Raw genomic sequence first — 22,453 nt, 5'->3', positions numbered from 1 at the left:
CCATGTTACGTGTCCCGGCCCACGTTGCGGAGCCGGGCCCGGGCCCCGCGGGACCGGGCCCACCGCGCTCCCTCAGCCGGGCGGGGGCGCCGCTCCGACGAGCCACATGGCGAAGAACTGCGCCCCGCCGCCGTAGGCGTGGCCGAGCGCCCGGGCGGCCCCGTCGATCTGGTGCTCCCCGGCCCTCCCCCGCACCTGGAGGGCCGCCTCGGCGAAGCGGATCATGCCGGACGCGCCGATGGGGTTGGTGGAGAGCACACCGCCCGAGGGGTTGACCGGAAGGTCGCCGTCGAGTTCGGTGACACCCGCCTCGGTGAGCTTCCAGCCCTCGCCCTCGTCGGCGAAGCCGAGGTTCTCCAGCCACATCGGCTCGTACCAGGAGAACGGCACGTACATCTCGACGGCGTCGATCTCCCGGCGCGGGTCGGTGATCCGGGCCTGCCGGTAGACGTCGGCGGCGCAGTCCTTGCCTGCCTGCGGGGAGACGAAGTCCTTGCCCGCGAAGAGGGTCGGCTCGCTCCGCATCGCCCCGCCGTGCACCCAGGCGGGCGGGTGGGGCGAGCGGGCCGCGCCGTCCCGGTCGGCGAGGATCATCGCGCAGGCCCCGTCGGAGGAGGGGCAGGTCTCGGAGTAGCGGATGGGGTCCCAGAGCATGGGGGCGGCCCGGACCTTCTCCAGGGTGATGTCGTGGTCGTGGAGGTGTGCGTAGGGGTTCTTCAGCGCGTTGCGGCGGTCCTTGTACGCGACGAGCGATCCGACCTCGTCGGGCGCTCCGGTACGCCGCATATAGGCCCGCACGTGCGGGGCGAAGAAGCCTCCCGCGCCGGCCAGCAGCGGCTGCTGGAAGGGGACGGGCAGGGAGAGGCCCCACATGGCGTTGGACTCGGACTGCTTCTCGAAGGCGAGGGCGAGAACGGTGCGGTGCACGCGGGCGGCGACGAGGTTGGCGGCGACCAGCGCGGTGGAGCCGCCGACCGAGCCCGCCGTGTGGACGCGGAGCATGGGTTTGCCGACGGCGCCGAGCGCGTCGGCGAGGTAGAGCTCCGGCATCATGACGCCCTCGAAGAAGTCGGGCGCCTTGCCGATCACGACGGCGTCGATGTCGCTCCAGGTCAGCCCGGCGTCCTCCAGTGCCCGGACGGCGGCCTCGCGGACCAGTCCGGCGATGGACACGTCGTGCCGGGCGGCGACGTGTTTGGTCTGGCCGATGCCGACGACGGCGACGGGCTCCTCAGACATGGGCACTCTCTCCTTCCAGGACGGCGACCAGGTTCTGTTGCAGGCAGGGGCCGGAGGTGGCGTGCGCGAGGGCCCGGTCGGACTCGCCCCGGTGGATGCGGGCAGCGGCCTCGCCGAGCCGGATCAGCCCGGCGGCCATCACGGGGTTCGCGGCGAGCGCGCCGCCGGAGGGGTTGACGCGAACCTCGTCGCCGAGGCCGAGCGCCTTGCGCAGGACGACCTCCTGCGAGGTGAACGGGGCGTGCAACTCGGCTGTGTCGACGGGTCGTTCGAAGGCTCCGGCGTGCTGGGCGGCGAGCCGCGCGGAAGGGCTGTCGGTCAGGTCGCGGACGCCGAGGCCGTGCGCCTCGATGCGGTGGTCGATGCCCCGGATCCAGGCGGGCCGCGCGCACAGGGTGCGGGCGGTGTCCCCGGCGGCGAGGACCACGGCGGCGGCGCCGTCGCCGATGGGCGGGCAGTCGCCGGTGCGCAGCGGCCGCACGAGGTAGTCGCCGGCGGGGACGTCGCCGGTGAGCTGGGCGTGCGGGTTGTCGGCGGCGGCGGTGCGGTTGCGGGCGGCGACCGCGGCGAGGGCGGTTTCGTCGGTGGTGCCCGCGTCGATGAGGGCCTGCGCCTGGAGGGCGGCGAGCGCGACGGAGTCCGGCCAGAGCGGGGCGAGGTAGTAGGGGTCGAGCTGGCGGGTGAGGACGTCGCGGACCCGGCCGGGCGAGGACTTGCCGTAGGAGTAGACGAGTGCGGTGTCCGCCTCGCCGGTCTGGATCTTCACCCAGGCCTCGTACAGCGCCCAGGCCCCGTCCATCTCGACATGGGACTCGGAGATGGGCGGGTGGGCGCCGACGCCGTCGAGCGCCATGGTGAAGGAGAAGGCCCGCCCCGCGAGGTAGTCGGCGGAGCCGGAGCAGGTGAACCCGATCTCGTTCGCCTTGAGGCCGGTCGCGTCGAGCACCTCGTGGAGGACGGGCATCAGCAGCTCGACCTCGGAGAGTTCGTCGGTGCGCCGCCGGTGTGCGGTCTGGGCGAAGGCGACGATGGCCACGTCCCGCATCTACACCAGCTCCTTGTAGGTGTCGTAGTCGGCGTCGGGCTCCCCGGTGGGCCGGTAGTGGTCCGGGTGGCGGGACCCCTCACCAGCACCGGCCCAGACGGGCTCGACGCGCAGCCCCATGCGCACCTGGTCGTACGGGATTCCCGCGATACGTCCGTGCAGGGCGAGGTCGGCGCCGTCGAGGGCTATGTGGGCGTATACGTAAGGGACTTCGATGTCGAGGTTCTTCGCCTTGATGTTGACGATGCAGAACGTGGTGACCGTGCCGCGCGGGCCGACCTCGACCTGTTCGACGGTGGCGATCCCGCAGGTGGGACAGGCTCCGCGCGGCGGGACATAGACCTTGCGGCAGGCGGGGCAGCGTTCGCCGACGGTGCGGCGGCCTTCGAGGGCGGTGAGGTAGGCGCTCTGGGCGCGGCCCGGCGTGTGGAGGTAGTCGAGGCGGGCCGGAGTGACGATACCGGTGACGGGTTCGGCGAACTCTCCGGTGTGCGGCGTGGGTTCGGGGCTGCCGGGCTCGCCGTCGTACGGTTCGAAGCAGGCGATGTCGGTGATGGCTCCGGTGCGCGTCGCGGCCCAGCGGATGCGGACGCGCATCCCGGTGCGCACGGTGTCCGGGCCGGGTGCGTCCAGAACGTGCAGGAGCCCGGTGCCGGCCCCGTCGAGGCGGACGAGCACCCAGGCGAAGGGGGTGCCGAGCGGCTGGTCGCGGCGTGGGGCCGGGTTCCAGGCCCAGGTGGTGACGGTGCCGGTGGGGGCGACCTCGACGAGGTCGCGGATCTCGTTCGCGGTGACGGGGTCGTACTCCACGGGCGGCACGAGCACCGTGCCGTCCTCCGTGCGGACGCCGAGGACGGTGCGTTCGCGCAGTCCGGTGAGGAAGGCGCTCTGGACCGGCCCGAGCGAGCGGGTGAAGGGGAATTCGACCACCAGCGGGGCGCTGAGGACGTCGGACATGGCTACTGCCTCCTTGCTGAGAGGGCCGAGGGCGGGGAGCCGAGTGCTCAAGCGTTCAGGCGCGCCGGTAGACGGGCGTCCGCTTCTCGGCGAACGCACGCGCGCCTTCCTTGGCGTCCTCGGTGGCGAACACGGGCCAGCCGCGCTTGAGTTCGGCGGCCAGCGCCTCGGTCTCGGTCAGCTCCGCGCCTTCGTAGACCGAGGCCTTGACGGCCTCGACGGCGAGCGGCCCGCAGGCGTTGACCCGCTCGGCGACGGCGAGGGCCTCCTCCAGCGCCGTTCCGTCGGGCACGACCCTGCCGATGAGCCCGATGGCGGCGGCCTCTTCGGCGGTGTACGCCCGGCCGGTGAGGAGCATTTCGAGGGCGTGGGTGCGGGGGATCTGGCGGGGCAGCCGGACCGTGGAGCCGCCGATCGGGAAGAGGCCCCGGCGGACCTCGAAGAGCCCGAAGGTGGCTCCCGCTCCGGCGATGCGGATGTCGGTGCCCTGGAGGATCTCGGTGCCGCCCGCGACACAGGGGCCCTCCACGGCGGCGATCACCGGTTTCCGCGGGCGGTGGTGGCGCAGCATCGCCTTCCAGTGGAGGTCCGGGTCGGCCGCCATCCGCTCCCGGTACGCCTCCCCCTCCATTCCGCCGCCCGCCAGGGCCTTGAGGTCCATTCCTGCGCAGAACGCGCCGCCCGCACCCGTCAGGACGACGGAGCGGACCGTGTCGTCCGCGTCGGCCGCGAGCCAGCCGTCGTACAGGCCGACCAGCATCGGCAGCGAGAGCGCGTTCTTGGCCTGTGGTCTGTTCAAGGTGAGCACCAGCGTGGCACCTTCGCGCCGCACGGTGAGGTGTTCCGTACCGCCCATGACCGACTCCTGTTCTCCAGACCTGGAACAGGTTGCAGGAGGAGAGGACGCAGTTCAATAGATTTCTGACAGCTCGTCAGATTGTTTCGACGCCACCCCTTCCCAGTTGTGCCGCCCGGCGCTCTAATGACGGCCCAGTCGCCAGTCACCCGGGGTCAGGAGGAACGGTGGAGTACAACCTTGCCGACCTGTTCGAATCGGTCGTCGACGCGGTGCCCGACCGCGAGGCACTCCTGTACGTCGACCATCCCGGCACGGGCGCGGAACGGCGGCTCACGTACGCGGAGCTGGACGCCGCCGCCAACCGGATCGCCCACCACCTGATCGACGCGGGGATCCGGCCGGGCGAGCACCTGGGGCTGCACCTCTACAACGGGGTCGAATACCTCCAGACGGTACTGGGCGCCCTCAAGGCGCGGATCGTGCCGGTGAACGTCAACTACCGTTACGTCGAGGAGGAGTTGGTCTACCTCTATCGGGATGCCGACCTGGCGGCGCTGGTCTTCGACGCCGAGTTCGACGAACGGGTCGCGGCGGCCGCCCCGCAGGCCCCGGGCCTGCGCCATCTGGTCCGAGTGGGGCCGGCCCCCGCCGTTCCCTCCGCCGTTCCCCCGGCCGTGCCGGTCGTTCCGTTCATCGAGGCGGAGGCGTCGGGCGAGGCCGGGCGCGGCTTCGCACCCCGCTCCGCCGACGACCAGTTCATCATCTACACCGGCGGCACGACCGGGATGCCGAAGGGCGTGATGTGGCGCCAGGAGGACCTGTTCTTCTCGGGCCTCGGCGGCGGTGCCCCGACCGGCGAGCCGGTGAAGGCGCCGCAGGAGCTGGCGGAGCGGGTAGCCGCGGGCGGCGACGGGATCACCTTCTTCCCCACCCCGCCGCTGATGCACGGGACCTCCACGCTGACCGCGTTCATCGGCTTCAACTTCGGCCAACGCGTGGTCATACACCGCAGGTTCGTGCCCTCCGAGGTGCTGCGGACGATCGAGAAGGAGAAGGTCACCAGCGTCTCGCTGGTCGGCGACGCGATGCTGCGCCCGCTGATCGACTGCCTCAAGGGGCCGTTGCGCGGGACGGACTGCTCGTCGCTGTTCTCCGTCTCCAGCTCCGGGGCGATCATGTCGGACTCGGTGCGGGCGGAGTTCCAGGAGCTGGTGCCGACCGTGATGCTGCTGAACAACTTCGGCTCTTCGGAGTCCGGTTTCAACGGCACGGCCACCGCCGACTCAGGGCCGGAGAAGGGCTTCCGGGTGCGGGTCAACGCCCGTACGGCCGTGGTCGACCCGGTGAGTCACGAGCCGGTGGCCCCCGGTGAGCCGGGCCGCATCGCCCAGCGCGGCCATGTCCCGCTCGGCTACTACAACGACCCGGCCAAGACCGCCGACACCTTCTTCCGCAGGGGCGAGGAGCGGTGGGTGCTGCTGGGCGACATGGCGACGGTGGACGCGGACGGCATCGTCACCGTGCTCGGCCGGGGCTCGCAGTGCATCAACACCGGAGGCGAGAAGGTGTATCCGGAGGAGGTCGAGCAGGCACTCAAGTCCCATCCGGACGTGTACGACGCGCTCGTCGCGGGCGTGCCCGACGAGCGCTGGGGCAACCGGGTCGCCGCCGTGGTCCAACTGCGGCAGGAGGCGCAGGCGTTGACCCTCAAGGAGATACAGGCGCACTGCCGGACCCGGCTCGCCGGCTACAAGATCCCCCGCGCACTGGTGCTCGCCGACCGGATCCAGCGCTCGCCCAGCGGCAAGGCGGACTACCGGTGGGCCAAAGCGGTGGCGGCAGGGGCCGACCGGGGCTGAGGGCCGCTGCGGGATCGCTCGGGACCGGAAGCGGGCAGCACGGAGAGTGGGCAGCACGAGGAGGGGGCCGGGCGGGGAGTAAGCAGCACGGGGAGGGGGCCGGGCGCTGACCGTCAACACCCGGTCGCCGATCGTCAAGGACAGAGCGGGTGGTGATCCGCAGACTGGTGAGCGTCGGGCGCCCGGTGCCACGGGGGTGCGCCGAGCGCCCGACCCCACACTGTCCGAGGCCGCCGGAGTGTTCGCACCGGATACCGCTCCGGTGTCCCGCATCCCAACCCTGGCCCGCACGGTCCGGAACGACGAAGCTGGGGATGGCGATTTTTTTCACCGTTGAGCGGATACTCGCCGACCGTTCCCGCGCCGGGATCGGCACCGGTCCGTCCTCCATTCGGCCAACCGGGCCGAGCAGGACGTTCCTTACCCTGTCGGCGGGTTGCTTCCGGCCCTTCGTACGGTCAGCGCACCGGGTCTGTGCGCTCCCGGAGCCTGGCTTCACGGTAGTCACTGGGCGACATGCCCTGGGCGGCTCCGAACACCCGGCTGAAGTGGGCGGGCGCGCCGAAGCCGCAACGCGCGGCGATCGTGTGCACCGGAGTGCCGACGAGGCGGGGGTCGGCCAGGTCCCGGCGGGCCCGTTCGAGGCGGCGGCTCCGGATGAGGGCGGCCACCGTGGTGCCCTCCCGGTGGAACAGCCGGTGCAGCTGCCGGGTGGAGATGTGGTGCGCGGCGGCGACGGCCCCCGGGGTGAGCCGGGGGTCGTGGAGGTTGCTGCCGATGAAGGAGCGGATGGCCAGGACGAGGTTGCGGGTGCGGGCCTCCGGCGACAGGGCCGCCTCCGGGCTGATTCCACCGGCGAGCAGTCCGGCCGTCAGATCGAGCAGGACCCGTTGCAGCCGGACCGCGTCGGCGGGACTGTAGACGTCCGCCTGGTCCACCAGATGGGTGACGAACTGGGTGAGCAGCGCGCCGAAGCCGTGGCGGCCGGAGAGACACCGGCCCAACACGTCGCCCAGGGGCGTGTTCGCGGGAAGGGGCAGCAGCGACCGGGGCATGTCCACGCCCACCCCGACGATCGGCCCGTCGTCGGTCCTGACGTCACTGGTTCTGTACGTGTCGAGGAAGTAGAGGTCGTGCGCTTTGACGACGCTGCGCACCCCTCCCTGTTCGACGTACATGGCCCCACTGCCGGGCAGCACCAGCGTCATGTGCAGCAGTCCCGGGTCGGACTGTCGGATCAGCCGGGGCGTACGCCGGTAGCGGGACGCGTGCAGGCGGGCGGGCCACAGGATGGTGTCGTCGATGCGCAGGAGCCGCTGGTCGGCCCAGAAGTCGTCGGCGTGGGGACTGGTGATCTCCATGGGCGCGACGGCGCTGTTCATGCAGTGCTGCCAGCCGGCGAACCGGTCGCTCCGCCGAAGGCCATCGGTCCGGAATTCCGCTTCGGTCAGCACACGCCGCCCCTCTTTCGCTCCGCGCGGCACCGTCCCGTACCGCCGCACCCTTCAGCATCGTTCATCGGCAGCCGCTCAACAACAACCGTAGCCACAGGACTTGGCCGGATGCGACCGGTCAGGCAACCGGTCAGGCAACCGGTCAGGCAACCGGTCAGGCGAGTCCGAACGACCGGATCGCCGCGAGAAACTCCTCCGGACGTTCCGTGTGGATCAGGTGCCCGGCGTCGATGGTGACCAGCTCGGCGTCCGGGATCGCGCGGACCAGCTGCGCGAGCTGCCCCTGGTCGACATGGCTCGTGGGGCCGCCGCCGATGACGAGGGTGGGCGCGGTGATCTCCGGGTACCGCCTCCGGACGGCCGGGTCGGGGTCGTTGAGCTGGATGTCGAGGTCGGGGACGACGGGCCAGTCGAAGTCGAGCGTGCCCTCCGGGCGGACGGAGGGCGGACGGGGCGGGTCGAGCGGGTGGAGGGGCGGAGCGTCCTCGATGATCAGCCGCCCGATCAGGCCCGGCTCCCGCTGGGCCAGGAGGTAGGCGGCCACCCCGCCCATGGAGTGCCCGACGACGGTCGCGCCGGCCAGGTTGCGCGCCTCCAGGAAGGCGTGCAGGTCGTCGCGGAACGTCTCGAAGGAGTAGCGGCCGGGCCAGTCGCTCAGTCCGTGGCCCCGGAAGTCGGGGGCGTACACCCGGTGGTCCGCGGCCAGGTCCTCCGCGATCCGGGTCCAGGTCTCGCTGGAGCCTGCCCGCCCGTGCAGGAGAACGACGGGCGGGGACGTCTCCTCACCCCGCACCCGGTACGCCAGCCGGACCCCGCCCGCCTGCACCGTACGGACGTCCGGGTCGAGGAAGGCCTCAACCGCACGGGCGAAGGCTCCCGGGTCGTCCAGCCACGGGAAGTGTCCAGCGCCCCGCTGGACGACGAACTCGGCGCGCGGGAAGAGCGCGGCGAGCTCCGTGGCCCGGTCCGGGCTCGGGTGACCGTCGTACTCCCCGGCGAGGACGAGAACCGGCACGGCCAGTGCGCGCAGGGCGGCGACCGTGGCTGCGGGGTCGAAGGCCCCTTCCCCGGCGTAGTGGCCGCGTGCCTCCGCGTTGGTCTGTCCGGCGGAGGCCTCGGCGTGGGCGCGGGCCGTCCCGTCCCAGCGGCCGTAGGTGAGGGGCCGGACGGCGGGCCACAGCTCGGCGAACGGTCCGCCGGCGAGCAGCGCCTCCTGGGCGGCCCTCGCCTCGGCGTACCAGGGCTCGTCGCGCCGCAACTCGGCGGCCTCGCGAAGGTCCTGGTCGCTGATCTCGATGCCCACGGCCCGGGTACTGGGCGTGAGGAGGGTCAGGGTGCGCAACCGTTCCGGGTGGCGGGCCGCGTACAGCAGGGCCAGGTCGGCCCCGGCGGAATGCGCCGCGACGTCGATCCGGTCGAGGCCCAGGTGTTCGCGCAGTGCCTCCACGTCGTCGACGAGGCGGTCGCAGCGGTACGTCGAGAGGTCCTCGGGCACACCGGAATCGCCGGTGCCGCGGAGGTCCAGCAGAACAAGCTGCCGCCGGGCGGCGAGCCCTCCGAGGTCCCCGAGATACTCGCTCGCCCGCATCGGCCCGCCGGGCAGGCAGATCAGCGGCTCCCCCTCCCCCACCAGGTGATAGGCGAGCGGGGTCGTGTCGTGCGCGGAGAAGATCGGCATGCTCCCCATCAAAACAGGAAGCCGTGAGCGGGCGCACCGGACTTCGCCGCGGGCTGATCCGCCGCGAACTCCGCGTACCTCTTGCCAGCACCCCCGGCCGCCTGAATTACTGCTCCCAAGAAGATCGACCGAATGATCGGTCGCCCCTTTGCGGCCTGTTTCGTCCTTGTTGGTCGCCTGTTTCGGAGGGAAGGGTCCTGATGACGGCCATGCTGGACGCGGCGGAACGGCTCGGCCGCGGCGAACTGGAGGCCCTGCAACTGGAGCGGCTCCGGTCCACGCTGCGCCACGCGTACGACAACGTCCCCTTCTACCGGAACGCCTTCGACAACGCGGGACTGCGGCCCGACGACTGCCGGGTGCTCGCCGATCTGGCCCGGTTCCCGTTCACGGTGAAGGCGGATCTGCGGGACCACTACCCGTTCGGGATGTTCGCCGTGCCGGAGCACGAGGTGCGCAGGATCCATGCCTCCAGCGGCACGACCGGACGTCCGACGGTCGTCGGGTACACCGAACGGGACCTGGACACCTGGGCGGACGTGGTGGCGCGTTCGATCCGGGCGGCGGGCGGGCGGCCCGGCCACAAGGTTCATGTGGCTTACGGATACGGGCTGTTCACCGGTGGGCTCGGGGCGCACTACGGGGCGGAGCGGCTCGGCTGCACGGTGATCCCGGCGTCCGGTGGCATGACCGCGCGCCAGGTCCGGTTGATCCAGGACTTCCGGCCCGAGATCATCATGATCACGCCGTCGTACATGCTGACGCTGCTGGACGAGTTCGAGCGGCAGGGCGTCGATCCGCGTTCGACGTCCCTGAAGGTCGGGATCTTCGGCGCGGAGCCGTGGACCGAGGGGATGCGCCGGGAGATCGAGGACCGGTTCGCCATCGACGCGGTCGACATATACGGGCTCTCCGAGGTGATGGGCCCGGGGGTCGCGCAGGAGTGCGTGGAGACGAAGGACGGGCTGCACATCTGGGAGGACCACTTCTATCCGGAGGTCGTGGACCCGTTCACCGGTGAGCTGTTGCCGGACGGCGAGGAGGGGGAGCTGGTCTTCACCTCGCTGACCAAGGAGGCGATGCCGGTGATCCGCTACCGCACCCGGGACCTGACGCGGCTGCTGCCGGGGACGGCGCGGACGTTTCGCCGGATGGAGAAGGTCACCGGTCGCAGCGATGACATGGTGATCCTGCGCGGGGTGAACCTCTTCCCCACCCAGATCGAGGAGATCGTGCTGCGTACGCCTGCCGTCGCCCCGCACTTCCAGCTGCGGCTGACCCGGCAGGGGCGGCTCGACACGCTCACCGTCCGGGCGGAGGCGCGGGCGGATGCCACGGCGGCCGACCGGGAGCAGGCCGCCCTGGCCATCGCGGCGGCGGTGAAGGACGGCGTCGGGGTGTCGGTGGGGGTCCAGATCGTGGATCCGGAGTCGCTGGAACGCTCGGTGGGCAAGATTCGGCGGATCGTGGATCTACGGGAGTCCGGCACGGGCTGAAAGAGCGCCGATGACCGGCGTGTTCACACCACCGCACCACCTGTTCCCCCTATGCGGACAGCTGCCGGGAGGTCTCGACAGGGAGGGCCGGGCCCTGCGAGTCTCCCGCTATGCATCTCGCCAACCGTTCCCTGGTCACCGCCCTCTGCTCCGCCGTCGCCCTCTGCGTCGCCCTCACGGGCTGTGCCCCGCAAGCGGAGGAGGAGGCACCGGGCCGGGCCGCCGGTGCGACGGCGTCGTGCGCTCCCGGCAAGCTCGCCACCCAGGTGTCCGGCAAGCTGACCGTCGGCACCGACAAGCCCGCGTACGCCCCCTGGTTCTTTGACGACGAGCCGTCCAACGGGAAGGGCTTCGAGTCGGCGGTGGCCTACGCCGTGGCGAAGGAGCTCGGCTACGGGAGCGAGGCGGTGGTGTGGCAGCACACACCGTTCAACAGCGCGTTCGCGCCCGGCGCGAAGAAGTTCGACTTCGACATCAGCCAGGTCTCCATCAGCGAGGAGCGGAAGAAGGCCGTCGCCTTCTCCTCCGGCTACTACGACGTGCGCCAGGCCGTCGTCGCGCTGAAGTCGTCCAAGGCCGCGAAGGCGACGCGGGTGGCCGATCTCAAGGACGTGAAGCTCGGCGCGCAGGTGGGCACCACCAGCCTCGACTTCATCACCGACCTGGTGAAGCCGGGCGAGAGGCCCGCTGTCTACCAGCGCAACGACTTCGCCAAATCGGCGCTGAGGACCGGTCAGGTGGACGCCATCGTCGTGGACCTGCCGACCGCCTTCTACATCACCGGTGCCGAGGTGCCGGAGGCCGAGGTGGTGGGCCAGTTCGCCACGCCCGCCGGTGACTCCGAGCAGTTCGGTCTCGTCCTGGACCGGGAGAGCGCGCTCACCTCCTGTGTCAGCGGTGCGGTGGACGCCCTGCGGAAGGACGGCACACTCGCCGCCCTGGAGAAGAAGTGGCTCTCCGAGGCCGTCGACGCGCCGGTGCTCAAGTGACCCTGTACAAGGCGCCGGCCGTCCACGAGGACGCCTACGTCCCCTCCGAGCGCCGGATCGCCCGCGAGCGTTACCGGCGGGCCCGCACCCGGCGGGCCACCGCGATCGCCGCGACCAGCACGCTGGTGGCGGGCGCGGTGTTGTTCCTGCTGATCACGGGCTCGCCGGGCTGGACCCGTACCAAGGAGACGTTCTTCAGCGCTCATTACGCGCGCCTCGCTCTCCCGCAGGTCATGGAGGGCCTGTGGCTCAACCTCCGGCTGCTGGCTGTGTGCGGTGCGGCCGTGCTGGTGTTCGGCCTGCTGCTGGCGGTGGCGCGCACCCTGCGCGGGCCGGTGTTCTTCCCGGTGCGGGCTCTGGCCACCGCGTACACGGACTTCTTCCGGGGGCTGCCGCTCATCATCTGCCTGCTGATGGTGGTGTTCGGGGTGCCCGCCCTGCGGCTGGAGGGGGTGACAGCCGATCCGGTGCTGCTGGGCGGGGGTGCGCTGGTGCTGACGTACTCGGCGTACGTCGCGGAGGTCTTCCGGGCCGGCATCGAGTCCGTGCATCCCTCGCAGCGGGCGGCGGCGCGTTCACTGGGGCTGAGCAGCGGGCAGGCGCTGCGTTTCGTCGTGCTGCCGCAGGCGGTGCGGCGGGTGGTGCCGCCGCTGCTGAACGACCTGGTGTCGCTCCAGAAGGACACCGGGCTGGTCTCGATCGCCGGGGCGGTGGACGCCGTGTACGCGGCGCAGATCATCGCGAGCAAGGACTTCAACTACACCCCGTATGTCGTCGCGGGTCTGGTCTTCGTGGCGCTGACCATCCCGATGACCCGGCTCACCGACTGGGTGACCGCCCGGATGGACCGGCGGCGGGCCCAGGGAGGGATCGTATGAGCGTGACACCGGCCCCAGAGCCGGCTGCTCCGGTACTGCGGATGGAGGCGGTCCGTAAGTCGTTCGGGGCGTCGCCGGTGCTGCGGGACGTCGACCTGGAGGTCGCCCCGCACACCGTGACCGCCCTGATCGGCGCGTCGGGGTCCGGGAAGTCGACCCTGCTGCGCTGCGCCAACCTCCTGGAGGAGATCGACGACGGGGCGATCTGGCTGGAGGGCGAGGAGATCACCGATCCGCGGGCCGACACGGACGCGGTGCGCCGCCGGATCGGCGTGGTGTTCCAGGCGTGCAATCTCTTCCCCCATCTGACCGTCCTGCAGAACATCACCCTGGCCCCGCGCCGCGTCCACGGGCTCTCCCGGCCCCGGGCCGATGCGGAGGCCCGCGAGCTGCTGGAGCGGCTGGGGCTCGGGGCGAAGGCGGACGAGTACCCGGACCGGCTCAGCGGTGGCCAGCAGCAGCGGGCCGCGATCGTCCGGGCGTTGGCGGTACGCCCCCGGCTGCTGCTCCTGGACGAGATCACGGCCGCACTGGACCCGGAGCTGGTGGGCGAGGTGCTGGGTCTCGTGCGGGAGGTGAAGGAGGACGGCATGACGATGGTCATCGCCACCCATGAGATGGCGTTCGCGCGTGAGGTCGCCGACCAGGTGTGCTTCCTGGACGCCGGGGTGGTGCTGGAGCGTGGCACGCCCGAGGAGGTGTTCGGCGCGCCGCGCCAGGAGCGCACCCGGCGGTTCCTGCGGCGGATCGTGGAGGCGGGGCGGCTGTAGCGGCCGGTTCCAGGACTACTGCCGGTTCCAGGACTACTGCCGGTCCCGGGAAGCGGCCGGTCCCGGGAAGCGGCCGGTCCCGGGAAGCGGCCGGTCTCAGCCCAGCTCGTCCCGCAATCGCCGCTTGAGGATCTTCCCGCTGGCGTTGCGCGGGAGCGCCTCCACGAACACGACGCGCTTGGGCGCCTTGAAGGCGGGGAGCTTCTCACGGGCGTGGGCGATGAGCTCGCCCTCGTCCGCCTCGCCGCGCAGGACGACGACGGCGGTGACGGCCTCGATCCAGCGGTCGTCGGGGAGCCCGATGACGGCGGTCTCGGCGACGGCGGGGTGGGTGTGGAGCGCGTCCTCGACCTGGCGGGAGGCGACCAGGACGCCACCCGAGTTGATGACGTCCTTGACCCGGTCGACGACAGTGAGGAAGCCCTCGGCGTCGCGGACCGCGAGGTCGCCGGAGTGGAACCAGCCGTCGCGGAAAGCGTCAGCCGTCTCCTCGGGCTTGTCCCAGTAGCCGGAGCACAGTTGGGGCGAGCGGTAGACGACCTCGCCGGCGGTGCCGTTGGGGACCTCCTCGCCCTTCTCGTCGACGATCCGGGCCTCCACGAAGAGGACCGGCCGGCCGCAGGACTCCATCCGGCCCTCGTGCTCGTCGGGGCCCAGCACGGTGGCCAGGGGGCCGATCTCGCTCTGGCCGAAGCAGTTGAAGAAGGACAGGTGCGGGAGGCGTCTTCGCAGTCGCTCCAGGACGGGCACGGGCATGATCGAGGCCCCGTAGAACGCCTTGCGCAGACCGGCGAGGTCGCGCGTGGCGAAATCCGGGTGGTTGGCGAGGCCGATCCAGACGGTGGGCGGGGCGAACAGGCTGTCGGCCGCCCCCGCTTCCACGAGGTCGAAGATCGTGGCGGCGTCCGGGGCGTCCAGGATGGTGTTCTCCGCGCCGACCGCCAGATAGGGCAGCAGGAACACATGCATCTGGGCCGAGTGGTAGAGCGGCAGGGAGTGCACGGGCCGGTCGGTCGCGGCGAGGCCGAGCGCGGTGATCGCGCTGACGTACGCGTGGACCAGGGCCCCGTGCGTCATCATCGCGCCCTTGGGCAGGGCGGTGGTCCCGGAGGTGTACAGCAGCTGCACCAGGTCGTCGGAGGCGGGCGGGCGCTGCGGGGTGAACGACCGTTCCGTCTCCAGGGCATCGAGCAGCGAACCGGGCGCGTCGCGCAGCGCGCGCACCGGGAGCCCGGCGGGGAGCCGCCCGGCGAGGTCCGGGTCGGTCAGCACGAGGGAGGAGCCGGACTGGTCGAGGAGGTAGGCCAGGTCGTCGCCGGTGAGGTTCTGGTTGACCGGCACATGGACGAACCCGGCCCGCGCGCAGGCGAGGAAGCCGATCAGATAGGCGTCGGAGTTGTGCGCGTAGGCGGCGACCCGGTCGCCGGGGGCGAGCCCGTGCTCCTCGGTGAGGACGGCGGCGGCCGTGGAGACGGCGGCGTCCAGGGAACGGTAGGTCCAGGCCCGGCCCGCGTACCGCACGGCGGTCCGCCCGGGGGTGCGCCGGGCGCTGCGGGTGAGGACGCCGTCGACCGTGCTGCCGCGTACATCTGTCATGGCGTGATCCTGTGCGTCCGGGCCCCCGGGGGTCAAGAGGCTGGATACCGACCAGACGGTTGACAGCTCCCCGGGCTCCCTGGCTGAGTGTCGCGTGGCTGTCCGGACGGTCCGGTCAGGCCGCCGTGCCACCCGCACCGCTGGGAGGAACACCTTGACCTTACGTAATCGTCTGAGACTGCTCGGGGTCGCCGGTCTCGCCCTGTTCACCGTGTCGGCGTCGCTGCCGCCGGCCGCCGCGTCCGGTGCCCAGGAGACGCGGCACCCGTCCGGGGGCGGTCTTTCCGCCGTCATCCGGTACACGGAGTACGGCATTCCGCACATCGTGGCGAAGGACTACGCGCGGTTGGGTTTCGGCACCGGTTGGGCGCAGGCCGCCGACCAGGTGTGCACGCTGGCGGACGGCTTCCTCACGGTGCGCGGGGAGCGGTCGCGGTACTTCGGCCCGGACGCCGCCACGGACCACTCCCTCTCCTCGGCGGCGACGAACCTCTCCAGCGACCTGTACTTCCGGGGCGTCCGGGACAGCGGCACGGTGGAGAAGCTGCTCAAGGCTCCCGCGCCCGCCGGTCCGAGCCACGACGTCAAGGAGACGATGCGCGGGTTCGCCGCCGGGTACAACGCGTGGATGGCGCAGAACCGGATCACCGACCCGGCCTGCCGGGGCGCGTCCTGGGTGCGCCCGGTGACGGCGCTGGACGTGGCGGCCCGCGGCTACGCGCTGGCGGTGCTCGGCGGCCAGGGGCGTGGGATCGACGGCATCACGGGCGCGCGGCCGCCGACCGCCGCTCCCCCGGCGGCCGGGGTCACGCCCGAGGAGGCGGCGACGGCGGCGGAGCGGCTGCTGTCGACGCAGAACGCGGACATGGGTTCCAACGCGGTGGCCTTCGACGGCTCCACCACGGTGAACGGGCGCGGGCTGCTGCTCGGCAACCCGCACTACCCGTGGCAGGGCGGACGCCGCTTCTGGCAGGCGCAGCAGACGATCCCCGGCGAGCTGAACGTGTCGGGCGCGTCCCTGCTGGGCTCGACGACGATCTCGATCGGGCACAACGCCGATGTGGCGTGGAGCCATACGGTCGCCACGGGCGTCACGCTGAACCTGCATCAGCTCACCCTCGATCCGGCCGACCCGACCGCCTATCTGGTGGACGGGAAGCGGGAGCGGATGACGAAACGGACGGTGAGCGTCCCCGTGAAGGACGCGGCCGACGTGACCCGCACCCAGTGGTGGACCCGCTACGGGCCGGTGGTCACCTCGATGGGCGCGGCGCTGCCGCTGCCGTGGACGGCGAGCACGGCGTACGCCCTGAACGACCCCAACGCGACGAACCTGCGGATGGCGGACACCGGTCTGGGCTTCAGCAAGGCCCGCTCCACAGCTGACGTCGAGCGTTCGCTGCACCGGTCCCAGGGCATGCCGTGGGTGAACACGATCGCGGCGGACCGGGCGGGGCACTCGTTCTTCGCCCAGTCGCAGGTGTTGCCGAGGATCACGGACGAGCTGGCCGGGCGCTGCTCGACCCCGCTGGGCCGGGCCACCTACCCCGCCTCCGGTCTCGCGGTGCTGGACGGTTCGAGGTCGGACTGCGCGCTGGGCAGCGACCCGGACGCGGTGCGGCCGGGGATCTTCGGCCCGGGCCGGATGCCGGTGCTGAAGGACCAGCCGTACGTGGAGAACTCCAACGACAGCGCCTGGCTGACCAACGCGGAGCAGCCGCTGACCGGGTACGAGCGGGTCTTCGGCACGATCGCCACGCCCCGGTCGATGCGGACGCGTGGCGCGGTCGAGGACGTCGCGGCGATGGCGGACCGGGGCCGGCTCCGGGTCACCGACCTTCAGCGGCAGCAGTTCGCCAACCGTGCCCCTGCCGGGGATCTGGCCGCCTCCGAGACGGCGGAATGGTGTGCGGCGCTGCCCGGCGGCACGACCGTGGGCACGGACGGCATACCGGTCGACGTGTCGGCGGCCTGCCAGGTGCTGCGGCGCTGGGACCGGAGCATGGACAGCGACAGCCGGGGCGCGCTGCTCTTCGACCGCTTCTGGCGGAAGGCGTCGTCGGTGCCCGCCGCCGAGCTGTGGAAGACGCCGTTCGACCCGGCCGACCCGGTGCACACCCCGCACGGCCTCAACACCGCCGCGCCCGGCGTGGGCAGGGCCCTGGCGGACGCCGTGGCGGAGCTGCGGGCGGCGGGCATCGCGCTGGACGCGCCGCTGGGCGAGCACCAGTTCGTCGTGCGCAACGGCAAGCGGCTCCCGATCGGCGGCGGGACGGAGTCGCTGGGTATCTGGAACAAGACCGAGCCGCGGTGGAACGCGGCGGGAGGCGGCTATACGGAGGTGTCGTCGGGCTCCAGCTATATCCAGGCGGTCGGCTGGGACGACAGCCGCTGTCCGGTGGCCCGGACGCTGCTGACGTACTCCCAGTCGGAGAACCCGAAGTCACCGCAGTACAGCGACCAGACCCGGCTGTACGCGGGTGAGCGCTGGGTGACGTCCCGGTTCTGCGAGAAGGACATCGCGCGGTCGCCGGATCTGCGGGTGGTGCGGGTGCACGAGCGGCGGTAGGCGGGGCGGTGGGACGGGTCCCGGGAGGGCGGTGGGGCCAGGTCCGGGAGGAACGTAGGCCGGGTCCGGGAGGGGTGGGGCCTGTCCCTCCCGGACCCGGTCGCCGCTACAGCGGGCGCTCGAAGCCCTCCCAGTACGGTTCACGCAGCCGCCGTTTGTAGAGCTTGCCGTTGGGGTCGCGGGGCATGGCGGTGATGAAGTCGAGGCTCCGGGGCCGTTTGTACCCGGCGAGCCGCTCCTCGCAGTGGGCGAGGAGCGCGGCGGCGAGCGCTTCCGACGGCTCGTGGCCCTCGGCCGGTTCGACGACGGCCTTGACCTCCTCGCCCCGGTCGGCGTGGGGGATGCCGAAGGCGGCGGCGTCCGCGACGGCGGGGTGGGTGAGCAGGGCCGACTCGATCTCCGCGGGGTAGATGTTGACGCCGCCCGCGATGATCATGTCGATCTTGCGGTCGCGCAGGAAGAGATAGCCGTCCTCGTCGAGCACGCCGAGGTCGCCGACGGTGAAGAAGTCGCCGATGCGGTTCGCGCGGGTCTTGGTCTCGTCCTTGTGGTAGCTGAAGCCGCCGGTGCTCATCTTCATGTAGACGGTGCCCAGTTCGCCCGGCGCGAGACGGTTGCCGTCGTCGTCGAAGACGGCCAGTTCGCTGATCGGCCAGGCCTTGCCGACGGTGCCGGGCCTCTTCAGCCAGTCCTCGGCGGTGGCGAACGCCCCGCCACCCTCGCTGGCCGCGTAGTACTCCTCGACGCAGCTCCCCCACCAGTCGATCATGGCGCGTTTGACGTGGTCGGGGCAGGGCGCCGCCCCGTGGATGGCGTGCCGCATGGAGGAGACGTCGTAACGGGCCCTCACCTCGTCGGGGAGCGCCAGCAGGCGGTGGAACTGCGTCGGGACCATGTGGGTGTGCGTGCAGCGGTGGGAGTCGATGGAGCGGAGCATCTCCTGCGGGGTCCAGCCGTCCATCAGGACCAGCGGGTGGCCGATGTGGAGTGCCGCGCCCGCGAACTGGAGCACGGCGGTGTGGTAGAGCGGCGAGCAGACCAGGTGGACGTTGTCGTCGAACGGCCGGATGCCGAAGATGCCGAGGAACCCGCCGAGATGGGTCTCCTCGGGACGTTTGCCGGGCAGCGGACGCCTGATGCCGCGGGGGCGGCCGGTGGTGCCCGAGGTGTAGTTCATGACCCAGCCGAGGGTGCGGTCCTCGGGCGGGGTGGCGGGGTGGCCTTCGAGGAGTTCGGCGTAGGGGCGGCAGCCGGGGACCGCGCCGACGCCGTAGCGGTGGGTCGCGGGCAGTTCCGCCTCGTCGGCGGCGGCCGTCGCGGTGGCCGCGAAGCGTTCGTGGGCGATCAGGACACGGGCGCCCGAGTCGGCGACGATCCAGGCGATCTCCGAGCCGACGAGGTGGTGGTTGACCGGGACGAGGTAGAAGCCGGCCTGTGAGGCGGCGAGATGGGCGGTGAGGAGTTCGACGCCGTTGGGCAGCACGACGGCGAACGCGTCGCCCTCGCGCAGTCCGGCCGTGCGCAGCCCGTGGACCATGCGGTTGACGTCGGCGTGGAGCCGGCCCGCGCTCCACTCCTCGCCGTCGGGGGCGATCAGGACGATGCGGTCGGGGTCGGCGGCGGCCTGGGCCCAGAAGCCGTTTGGAGGCTGGTTCACGTGGCGCTCCTTCCGGCAATGCGGTTCATGCGGGTGACGGCCCGTTCGAAGCCGCGTGTCAGATCGTCGACGACGGCCCGGACGCTGCGTTCGCTGGTCATCCGGCCGACGATCTGCCCGACGGGCGTGCCGAGCAGCTCCCCGACCTCGTACTTCTGGATCCGGGAGACGGCCTCGGCGACCAGCAGCCCCTGGAGCGGCATGGGCAGGGTGCCGGGTCCTGCCGCGTCGTCCCAGGCGTCGGTCCACGCGGTACGGAGCTGACGCGCGGGTTTCCCCGTGAGGGCTCGGGAGCGGACGGTGTCGCCGGAGCCCGCGGCCAGGAGCTTGGCGGTCAGGGCCGGGGAGTGCAGGTCTGCCTCCTCGGTGGTGAGCCAGAGGGAGCCGAGCCAGACGCCCTGCGCGCCGAGGGCGATCCCGGCGGCGGCCTGTTCGCCGCTGCCGATGCCTCCGGCGGCGAGCACGGGAAGCGGGGAGACGGCCTCGACGACTTCGGGGACCAGGACCATGGAGCCGATCTCCCCGGTGTGGCCGCCCGCCTCGTACCCCTGGGCGACCACGACGTCGATGCCCGCCTCGGCGTGCCGCCGGGCGTGCCGGGCGCTCCCGGCCAGGGCGGCGACGAGGACCCCGTGGTCGTGGGCCCGTTCGATGACGTCGGCGGGCGGGGAGCCGAGGGCGTTGGCGAGGAGCTTGACCGGGTAGTCGAAGGCCACGTCGAGCTGGCTCCGGGCGACCTCCTCCATCCAGCCGGTGATGCGCCAGCCGGACGCCTCTCCTTCGGCGAGTTCGGGCACGCCGTAGCGGGCGAGGACATCCCGCACGAAGCCCCGGTGTTCCTCGGGGATCATCGCCTCGACATCGGCCTCGGTGACGCCCTCGACCTTCTTGGCGGGCATGACCACGTCGAGGCCGTAGGGCTTGCCGTCGGCGAGTTCGTGCAGGCGGTCCAGGTCGCGCGCGAGGTCCTGGGGCGCGGTGTAGCGCACCGCTCCGAGCACGCCGAGGCCCCCGGCTCTGGTGATGGCCGCGGCGACCTCGGGGAACGGCGTGAAGCCGAAGATGGCGTGCTCGATGCCCAGTTGCCGGCTCAGTTCCGTCTCCATGGGCGGCAGGATGCCGCAGCGGGGCGGCCGAGGGAAGAGGTTTCCTGATGCAGCGTCAGATTCTTTGCGGGCCGGGACGCACCGAGGAGCGCGATGGTGACAGTAACCTCGCTCGGGCAGGAACTTTCACTGCTCGGCGAGATTTCGGAAGTTACTTTCGCGCGGGCTCCGGCACGCGGGCACCGCCCGGTGACCGGACGTCGGGCGCGGGAAGGAGTCGCGGATGACCGGGAACATGTGGGGGAACGGACGGGCGGCGGACGGCCGGGGCGCGCGCGGAGGCCCGGAGCGGGCCGGGGGCCACGGCTCCCACGTCGGCGGGAGCGGCATCGCCCGGCGCCGGCTGGGCGGCGGGATACTGGCGCTGGGCGGCGCACTCGCGCTGACGCCGATCCCGCTCGCGGACGCGGCGGCCCGGAGCCGGCCGGGCACCAGGGTGACGGACGGAGCGGCGGACACGGGAGCGGACATGGGACCAGGGGCACACCGGCCCACCCTGCGGCGCGGGAGCGCGGCACGCGCCGGACTGCTCCAGGAGCCGCTGGACCAGCTCGTCCGGGATGCCGAGGCCTATCTCGCGGACTCCCCCGCGCACCCCTGGTACGCGGGCGCGGTCCTGCTCGCCGGGCGGGGCGGGACGGTGGCGCTGCACCGGCCGATCGGCCACGCGGTGCGCTATGCCGCCTATGACGAGAAGACCGACACCGGGGTGGAGTTCCCGGCGGGCCAGCAGATCGCGATGGCCGAGGACACCGTCTTCGACCTGGCCTCGATCTCCAAGCTGTTCACCTCGCTCCTGGCGGTCCGGCGGATCGAGCGCGGCGAGCTGGAGCTGGAGGCGACGGTCGCCTCGTACCTCCCGGACTTCGCGGGCGGCGGCAAACAGGGCATCACGGTCCGTCAACTGCTGACGCACACCTCGGGTCTCCGCTCGTGGATCCCGCTGTACGAGGAACCGACCCGGGAGGGCAAGCTCCGGATGCTCATGGAGGAGGTCCCGGCGAGCACTCCGGGCAGCGGCTACCGCTACTCCGACCTCAACCTGATCTCGCTGCAGCTGATCCTGGAGAAGATCACCGGCCGCCCGCTGGACGCCCTGCTCCGCGACGAGATCACCGCCCCGCTCGGGATGCGCCGCACCCGCTACAACCCGCCCGCCTCCTGGAAGCCCAAGATCGCGGCGACCGAGGACGCCCGGCCGCCCTGGTCCGGTCTCGATCGCGGTCTGGTCTGGGGCGAGGTGCACGACGAGAACGCCTTCGCCCTGGACGGGGTGGCGGGCCACGCCGGGGTGTTCTCCTGCGCCTGGGACCTCGCGATCCTCGCGCGGACGCTCCTCAACGGCGGGGTCTACGGCCGCTCCCGCATCCTGTCCGAGGAGTCGGTCGACCTTCTGTTCACCGACTTCAACACCGCGTTCCCGGGCGACGAGCACGGCCTCGGTTTCGAGCTCTACCAGCACTGGTACATGGGGGCGATGGCGACCCCGCGCAGTGCGGGGCACACCGGATTCACCGGGACCAGCCTGGTGCTCGACCCGTCGACCGACACCTTCCTCATCGTGCTGGGCAACTCCGTCCACCCGGTGCGGAGCTGGCGCTCGGGCAGCGCACCCCGGGTGGCGGCCGCCAACCAGCTGGCGCGGGCCGTTCCGGTCCGGTCCGAACAGGGACACACCGCCTGGTTCTCCGGGATGGCGAGCACGTCCACCGCCACCCTCACCCTGCCCGCCCTGCGCCTGGACTCCGCACGGGCCCGACTGGAGTGCGCGCTGTGGTGGGACACCGAACCGGCCGCCGACGGCCTCTTCCTGGAAGCGTCCACGGGGCAGGACTGGCAGCCGGTGCCGTTCGCCACGCTCGCGCGGGGCCCCGGCCACCGGCCGGATACGCGACCGCACCCGGAGGGCTCGGTGACCGGCTGGTCGGGGCGCGTCTGGCACCGGCTGGAGGCGGACCTGACGGCCTGGCGCGGCCGGGACGTCCGCCTGCGGTGGCGCTACACCACCGACCGGCTGTACGTGGGACGCGGCGCGTACGTGGACGGGCTGCGGGTCCACGACGGGCTCCGCACGGCCTTCGACGCGGAACGGCCCGGGGACGCCCGCCGGGTCGAGGCGACGGGCTGGGTCTCGTCGGCGGACTGAGCCCGAGGGCGGCGCCCCTCGCACCGACCGGAGCGGCCGCACCGGTCGGCCACTTGGAGCGGCCGGTCACCAACGTGCAGGCGGCCGGCGTGGCAGAGGCGCGGGCGACCGGGCCGGAGGGAGGCGCGGGCGACCGGGCCGGAGGAGGCGTGCGGCGACCGGGCCGAGGAAGTGTCGGCGGCGCCTGCGCACCGCCGAAGAGGCCGCGTCCTCAC

The 22,453-nt window shown here is 72.2% G+C and carries 16 protein-coding genes; 7 read left to right on the top strand and 9 right to left on the bottom strand.

Annotated elements, in window-relative coordinates; translation table 11 throughout:
* Positions 1 to 72 precede the first annotated feature (72 nt).
* The 4 genes from ACZ60Q_RS22495 to ACZ60Q_RS22480 are packed head-to-tail and all read right to left on the bottom strand — an operon-like array spanning position 73 to position 4,097.
* A complete protein-coding gene (locus ACZ60Q_RS22495; protein WP_469637344.1) occupies positions 73 to 1,239 on the bottom strand; it encodes a thiolase domain-containing protein in 1,167 nt (388 codons plus the stop codon).
* Positions 1,232 to 2,284, bottom strand: a complete 1,053-nt coding sequence (locus ACZ60Q_RS22490; protein ID WP_469637341.1) for a thiolase domain-containing protein — start codon at positions 2,282 to 2,284, stop codon at positions 1,232 to 1,234. The genes ACZ60Q_RS22495 and ACZ60Q_RS22490 overlap by 8 nt, the downstream gene beginning before the upstream one ends.
* Entirely contained in the window at positions 2,285 to 3,241 is a 957-nt protein-coding gene (locus tag ACZ60Q_RS22485; protein ID WP_469637338.1) for a Zn-ribbon domain-containing OB-fold protein, read from the bottom strand.
* A 55-nt stretch (positions 3,242 to 3,296) separates the two neighbouring features.
* Positions 3,297 to 4,097, bottom strand: coding sequence for a crotonase/enoyl-CoA hydratase family protein (locus tag ACZ60Q_RS22480; RefSeq protein WP_469637335.1), 801 nt, complete (start codon positions 4,095 to 4,097; stop codon positions 3,297 to 3,299).
* 167 nt (positions 4,098 to 4,264) lie between these two features.
* Between ACZ60Q_RS22480 and ACZ60Q_RS22475 the strand changes: the two genes are divergently transcribed.
* Positions 4,265 to 5,899 carry an acyl-CoA synthetase gene (locus ACZ60Q_RS22475; protein ID WP_469637332.1) on the top strand — a complete coding sequence of 545 codons (1,635 nt, stop codon included), beginning with the start codon at positions 4,265 to 4,267 and terminating at the stop codon, positions 5,897 to 5,899.
* 458 nt (positions 5,900 to 6,357) lie between these two features.
* Here the strand turns inward: ACZ60Q_RS22475 and ACZ60Q_RS22470 are convergent, their stop codons facing one another.
* Both ACZ60Q_RS22470 and ACZ60Q_RS22465 read right to left on the bottom strand, forming a co-directional pair.
* Positions 6,358 to 7,353: a helix-turn-helix domain-containing protein gene (locus ACZ60Q_RS22470; RefSeq protein ID WP_469637329.1), complete on the bottom strand. Its 996-nt coding sequence runs from the start codon at positions 7,351 to 7,353 to the stop codon at positions 6,358 to 6,360.
* 154 nt (positions 7,354 to 7,507) lie between these two features.
* Positions 7,508 to 9,031 carry an alpha/beta fold hydrolase gene (locus ACZ60Q_RS22465; RefSeq protein WP_469637326.1) on the bottom strand — a complete coding sequence of 508 codons (1,524 nt, stop codon included), beginning with the start codon at positions 9,029 to 9,031 and terminating at the stop codon, positions 7,508 to 7,510.
* Between the two features lie 200 nt (positions 9,032 to 9,231).
* Here ACZ60Q_RS22465 and paaK point away from each other — a divergent pair, with 200 nt between their 5' ends.
* From paaK to ACZ60Q_RS22445, 4 genes are all read left to right on the top strand, one after another.
* Positions 9,232 to 10,527 (top strand): phenylacetate--CoA ligase PaaK, encoded by a 1,296-nt coding sequence (gene paaK, locus ACZ60Q_RS22460; RefSeq protein WP_469637323.1) that lies wholly within the window; start codon positions 9,232 to 9,234, stop codon positions 10,525 to 10,527.
* Between the two features lie 110 nt (positions 10,528 to 10,637).
* Complete coding sequence (locus tag ACZ60Q_RS22455; RefSeq protein WP_469637320.1) at positions 10,638 to 11,516, top strand: ABC transporter substrate-binding protein; 879 nt, start codon at positions 10,638 to 10,640, stop codon at positions 11,514 to 11,516.
* Positions 11,513 to 12,394: an amino acid ABC transporter permease gene (locus ACZ60Q_RS22450; protein ID WP_469637317.1), complete on the top strand. Its 882-nt coding sequence runs from the start codon at positions 11,513 to 11,515 to the stop codon at positions 12,392 to 12,394. The genes ACZ60Q_RS22455 and ACZ60Q_RS22450 overlap by 4 nt, the downstream gene beginning before the upstream one ends.
* A complete protein-coding gene (locus ACZ60Q_RS22445) occupies positions 12,391 to 13,164 on the top strand; it encodes an amino acid ABC transporter ATP-binding protein (protein ID WP_469637314.1) in 774 nt (257 codons plus the stop codon). Before ACZ60Q_RS22450 ends, ACZ60Q_RS22445 begins: the two co-directional genes overlap by 4 nt.
* A 96-nt stretch (positions 13,165 to 13,260) precedes the next feature.
* Here ACZ60Q_RS22445 and ACZ60Q_RS22440 read toward each other — a convergent pair whose 3' ends face one another.
* On the bottom strand, positions 13,261 to 14,760 hold the full coding sequence (locus ACZ60Q_RS22440; RefSeq protein ID WP_469637311.1) for an acyl-CoA synthetase: 1,500 nt from the start codon (positions 14,758 to 14,760) through the stop codon (positions 13,261 to 13,263).
* 154 nt (positions 14,761 to 14,914) lie between these two features.
* On the opposite strand from ACZ60Q_RS22440, the gene ACZ60Q_RS22435 reads away from it, so the two are divergent.
* Positions 14,915 to 17,329: an acylase gene (locus tag ACZ60Q_RS22435; RefSeq protein WP_469637308.1), complete on the top strand. Its 2,415-nt coding sequence runs from the start codon at positions 14,915 to 14,917 to the stop codon at positions 17,327 to 17,329.
* A gap of 106 nt (positions 17,330 to 17,435) precedes the next feature.
* On the opposite strand, the gene ACZ60Q_RS22430 is transcribed toward ACZ60Q_RS22435, so the two are convergent.
* Both ACZ60Q_RS22430 and ACZ60Q_RS22425 read right to left on the bottom strand, forming a co-directional pair.
* Positions 17,436 to 18,986, bottom strand: a complete 1,551-nt coding sequence (locus ACZ60Q_RS22430) for an acyl-CoA synthetase (RefSeq protein WP_469637305.1) — start codon at positions 18,984 to 18,986, stop codon at positions 17,436 to 17,438.
* Entirely contained in the window at positions 18,983 to 20,092 is a 1,110-nt protein-coding gene (locus tag ACZ60Q_RS22425; protein ID WP_469637302.1) for an NAD(P)H-dependent flavin oxidoreductase, read from the bottom strand. Before ACZ60Q_RS22425 ends, ACZ60Q_RS22430 begins: the two co-directional genes overlap by 4 nt.
* Positions 20,093 to 20,315: 223 nt before the next feature.
* Between ACZ60Q_RS22425 and ACZ60Q_RS22420 the strand changes: the two genes are divergently transcribed.
* Positions 20,316 to 22,238, top strand: a complete 1,923-nt coding sequence (locus ACZ60Q_RS22420; RefSeq protein ID WP_469637299.1) for a serine hydrolase domain-containing protein — start codon at positions 20,316 to 20,318, stop codon at positions 22,236 to 22,238.
* The last annotated feature ends 215 nt before the right edge of the window (positions 22,239 to 22,453 follow it).

The organism is Streptomyces sp. NPDC104313, assembly GCF_055583985.1.
The sequence above is the reverse complement of the archived record's forward strand: the minus strand, read 5'-3'. Positions and strand labels throughout refer to the sequence as shown.

What these genes read in the sequence shown, in the direction of transcription:
- ACZ60Q_RS22495 (WP_469637344.1), bottom strand. Translation starts at nt 1,239, where the DNA reads ATGTCTGAGGAGCCCGTCGCCGTCGTCGGCATCGGCCAGACCAAACAC.
- ACZ60Q_RS22490 (WP_469637341.1), bottom strand. Translation starts at nt 2,284, where the DNA reads ATGCGGGACGTGGCCATCGTCGCCTTCGCCCAGACCGCACACCGGCGG.
- ACZ60Q_RS22485 (WP_469637338.1), bottom strand. Translation starts at nt 3,241, where the DNA reads ATGTCCGACGTCCTCAGCGCCCCGCTGGTGGTCGAATTCCCCTTCACC.
- ACZ60Q_RS22480 (WP_469637335.1), bottom strand. Translation starts at nt 4,097, where the DNA reads ATGGGCGGTACGGAACACCTCACCGTGCGGCGCGAAGGTGCCACGCTG.
- ACZ60Q_RS22465 (WP_469637326.1), bottom strand. Translation starts at nt 9,031, where the DNA reads ATGCCGATCTTCTCCGCGCACGACACGACCCCGCTCGCCTATCACCTG.
- paaK (WP_469637323.1), top strand. Translation starts at nt 9,232, where the DNA reads ATGACGGCCATGCTGGACGCGGCGGAACGGCTCGGCCGCGGCGAACTG.
- ACZ60Q_RS22455 (WP_469637320.1), top strand. Translation starts at nt 10,638, where the DNA reads ATGCATCTCGCCAACCGTTCCCTGGTCACCGCCCTCTGCTCCGCCGTC.
- ACZ60Q_RS22445 (WP_469637314.1), top strand. Translation starts at nt 12,391, where the DNA reads ATGAGCGTGACACCGGCCCCAGAGCCGGCTGCTCCGGTACTGCGGATG.
- ACZ60Q_RS22440 (WP_469637311.1), bottom strand. Translation starts at nt 14,760, where the DNA reads ATGACAGATGTACGCGGCAGCACGGTCGACGGCGTCCTCACCCGCAGC.
- ACZ60Q_RS22425 (WP_469637302.1), bottom strand. Translation starts at nt 20,092, where the DNA reads ATGGAGACGGAACTGAGCCGGCAACTGGGCATCGAGCACGCCATCTTC.
- ACZ60Q_RS22420 (WP_469637299.1), top strand. Translation starts at nt 20,316, where the DNA reads ATGACCGGGAACATGTGGGGGAACGGACGGGCGGCGGACGGCCGGGGC.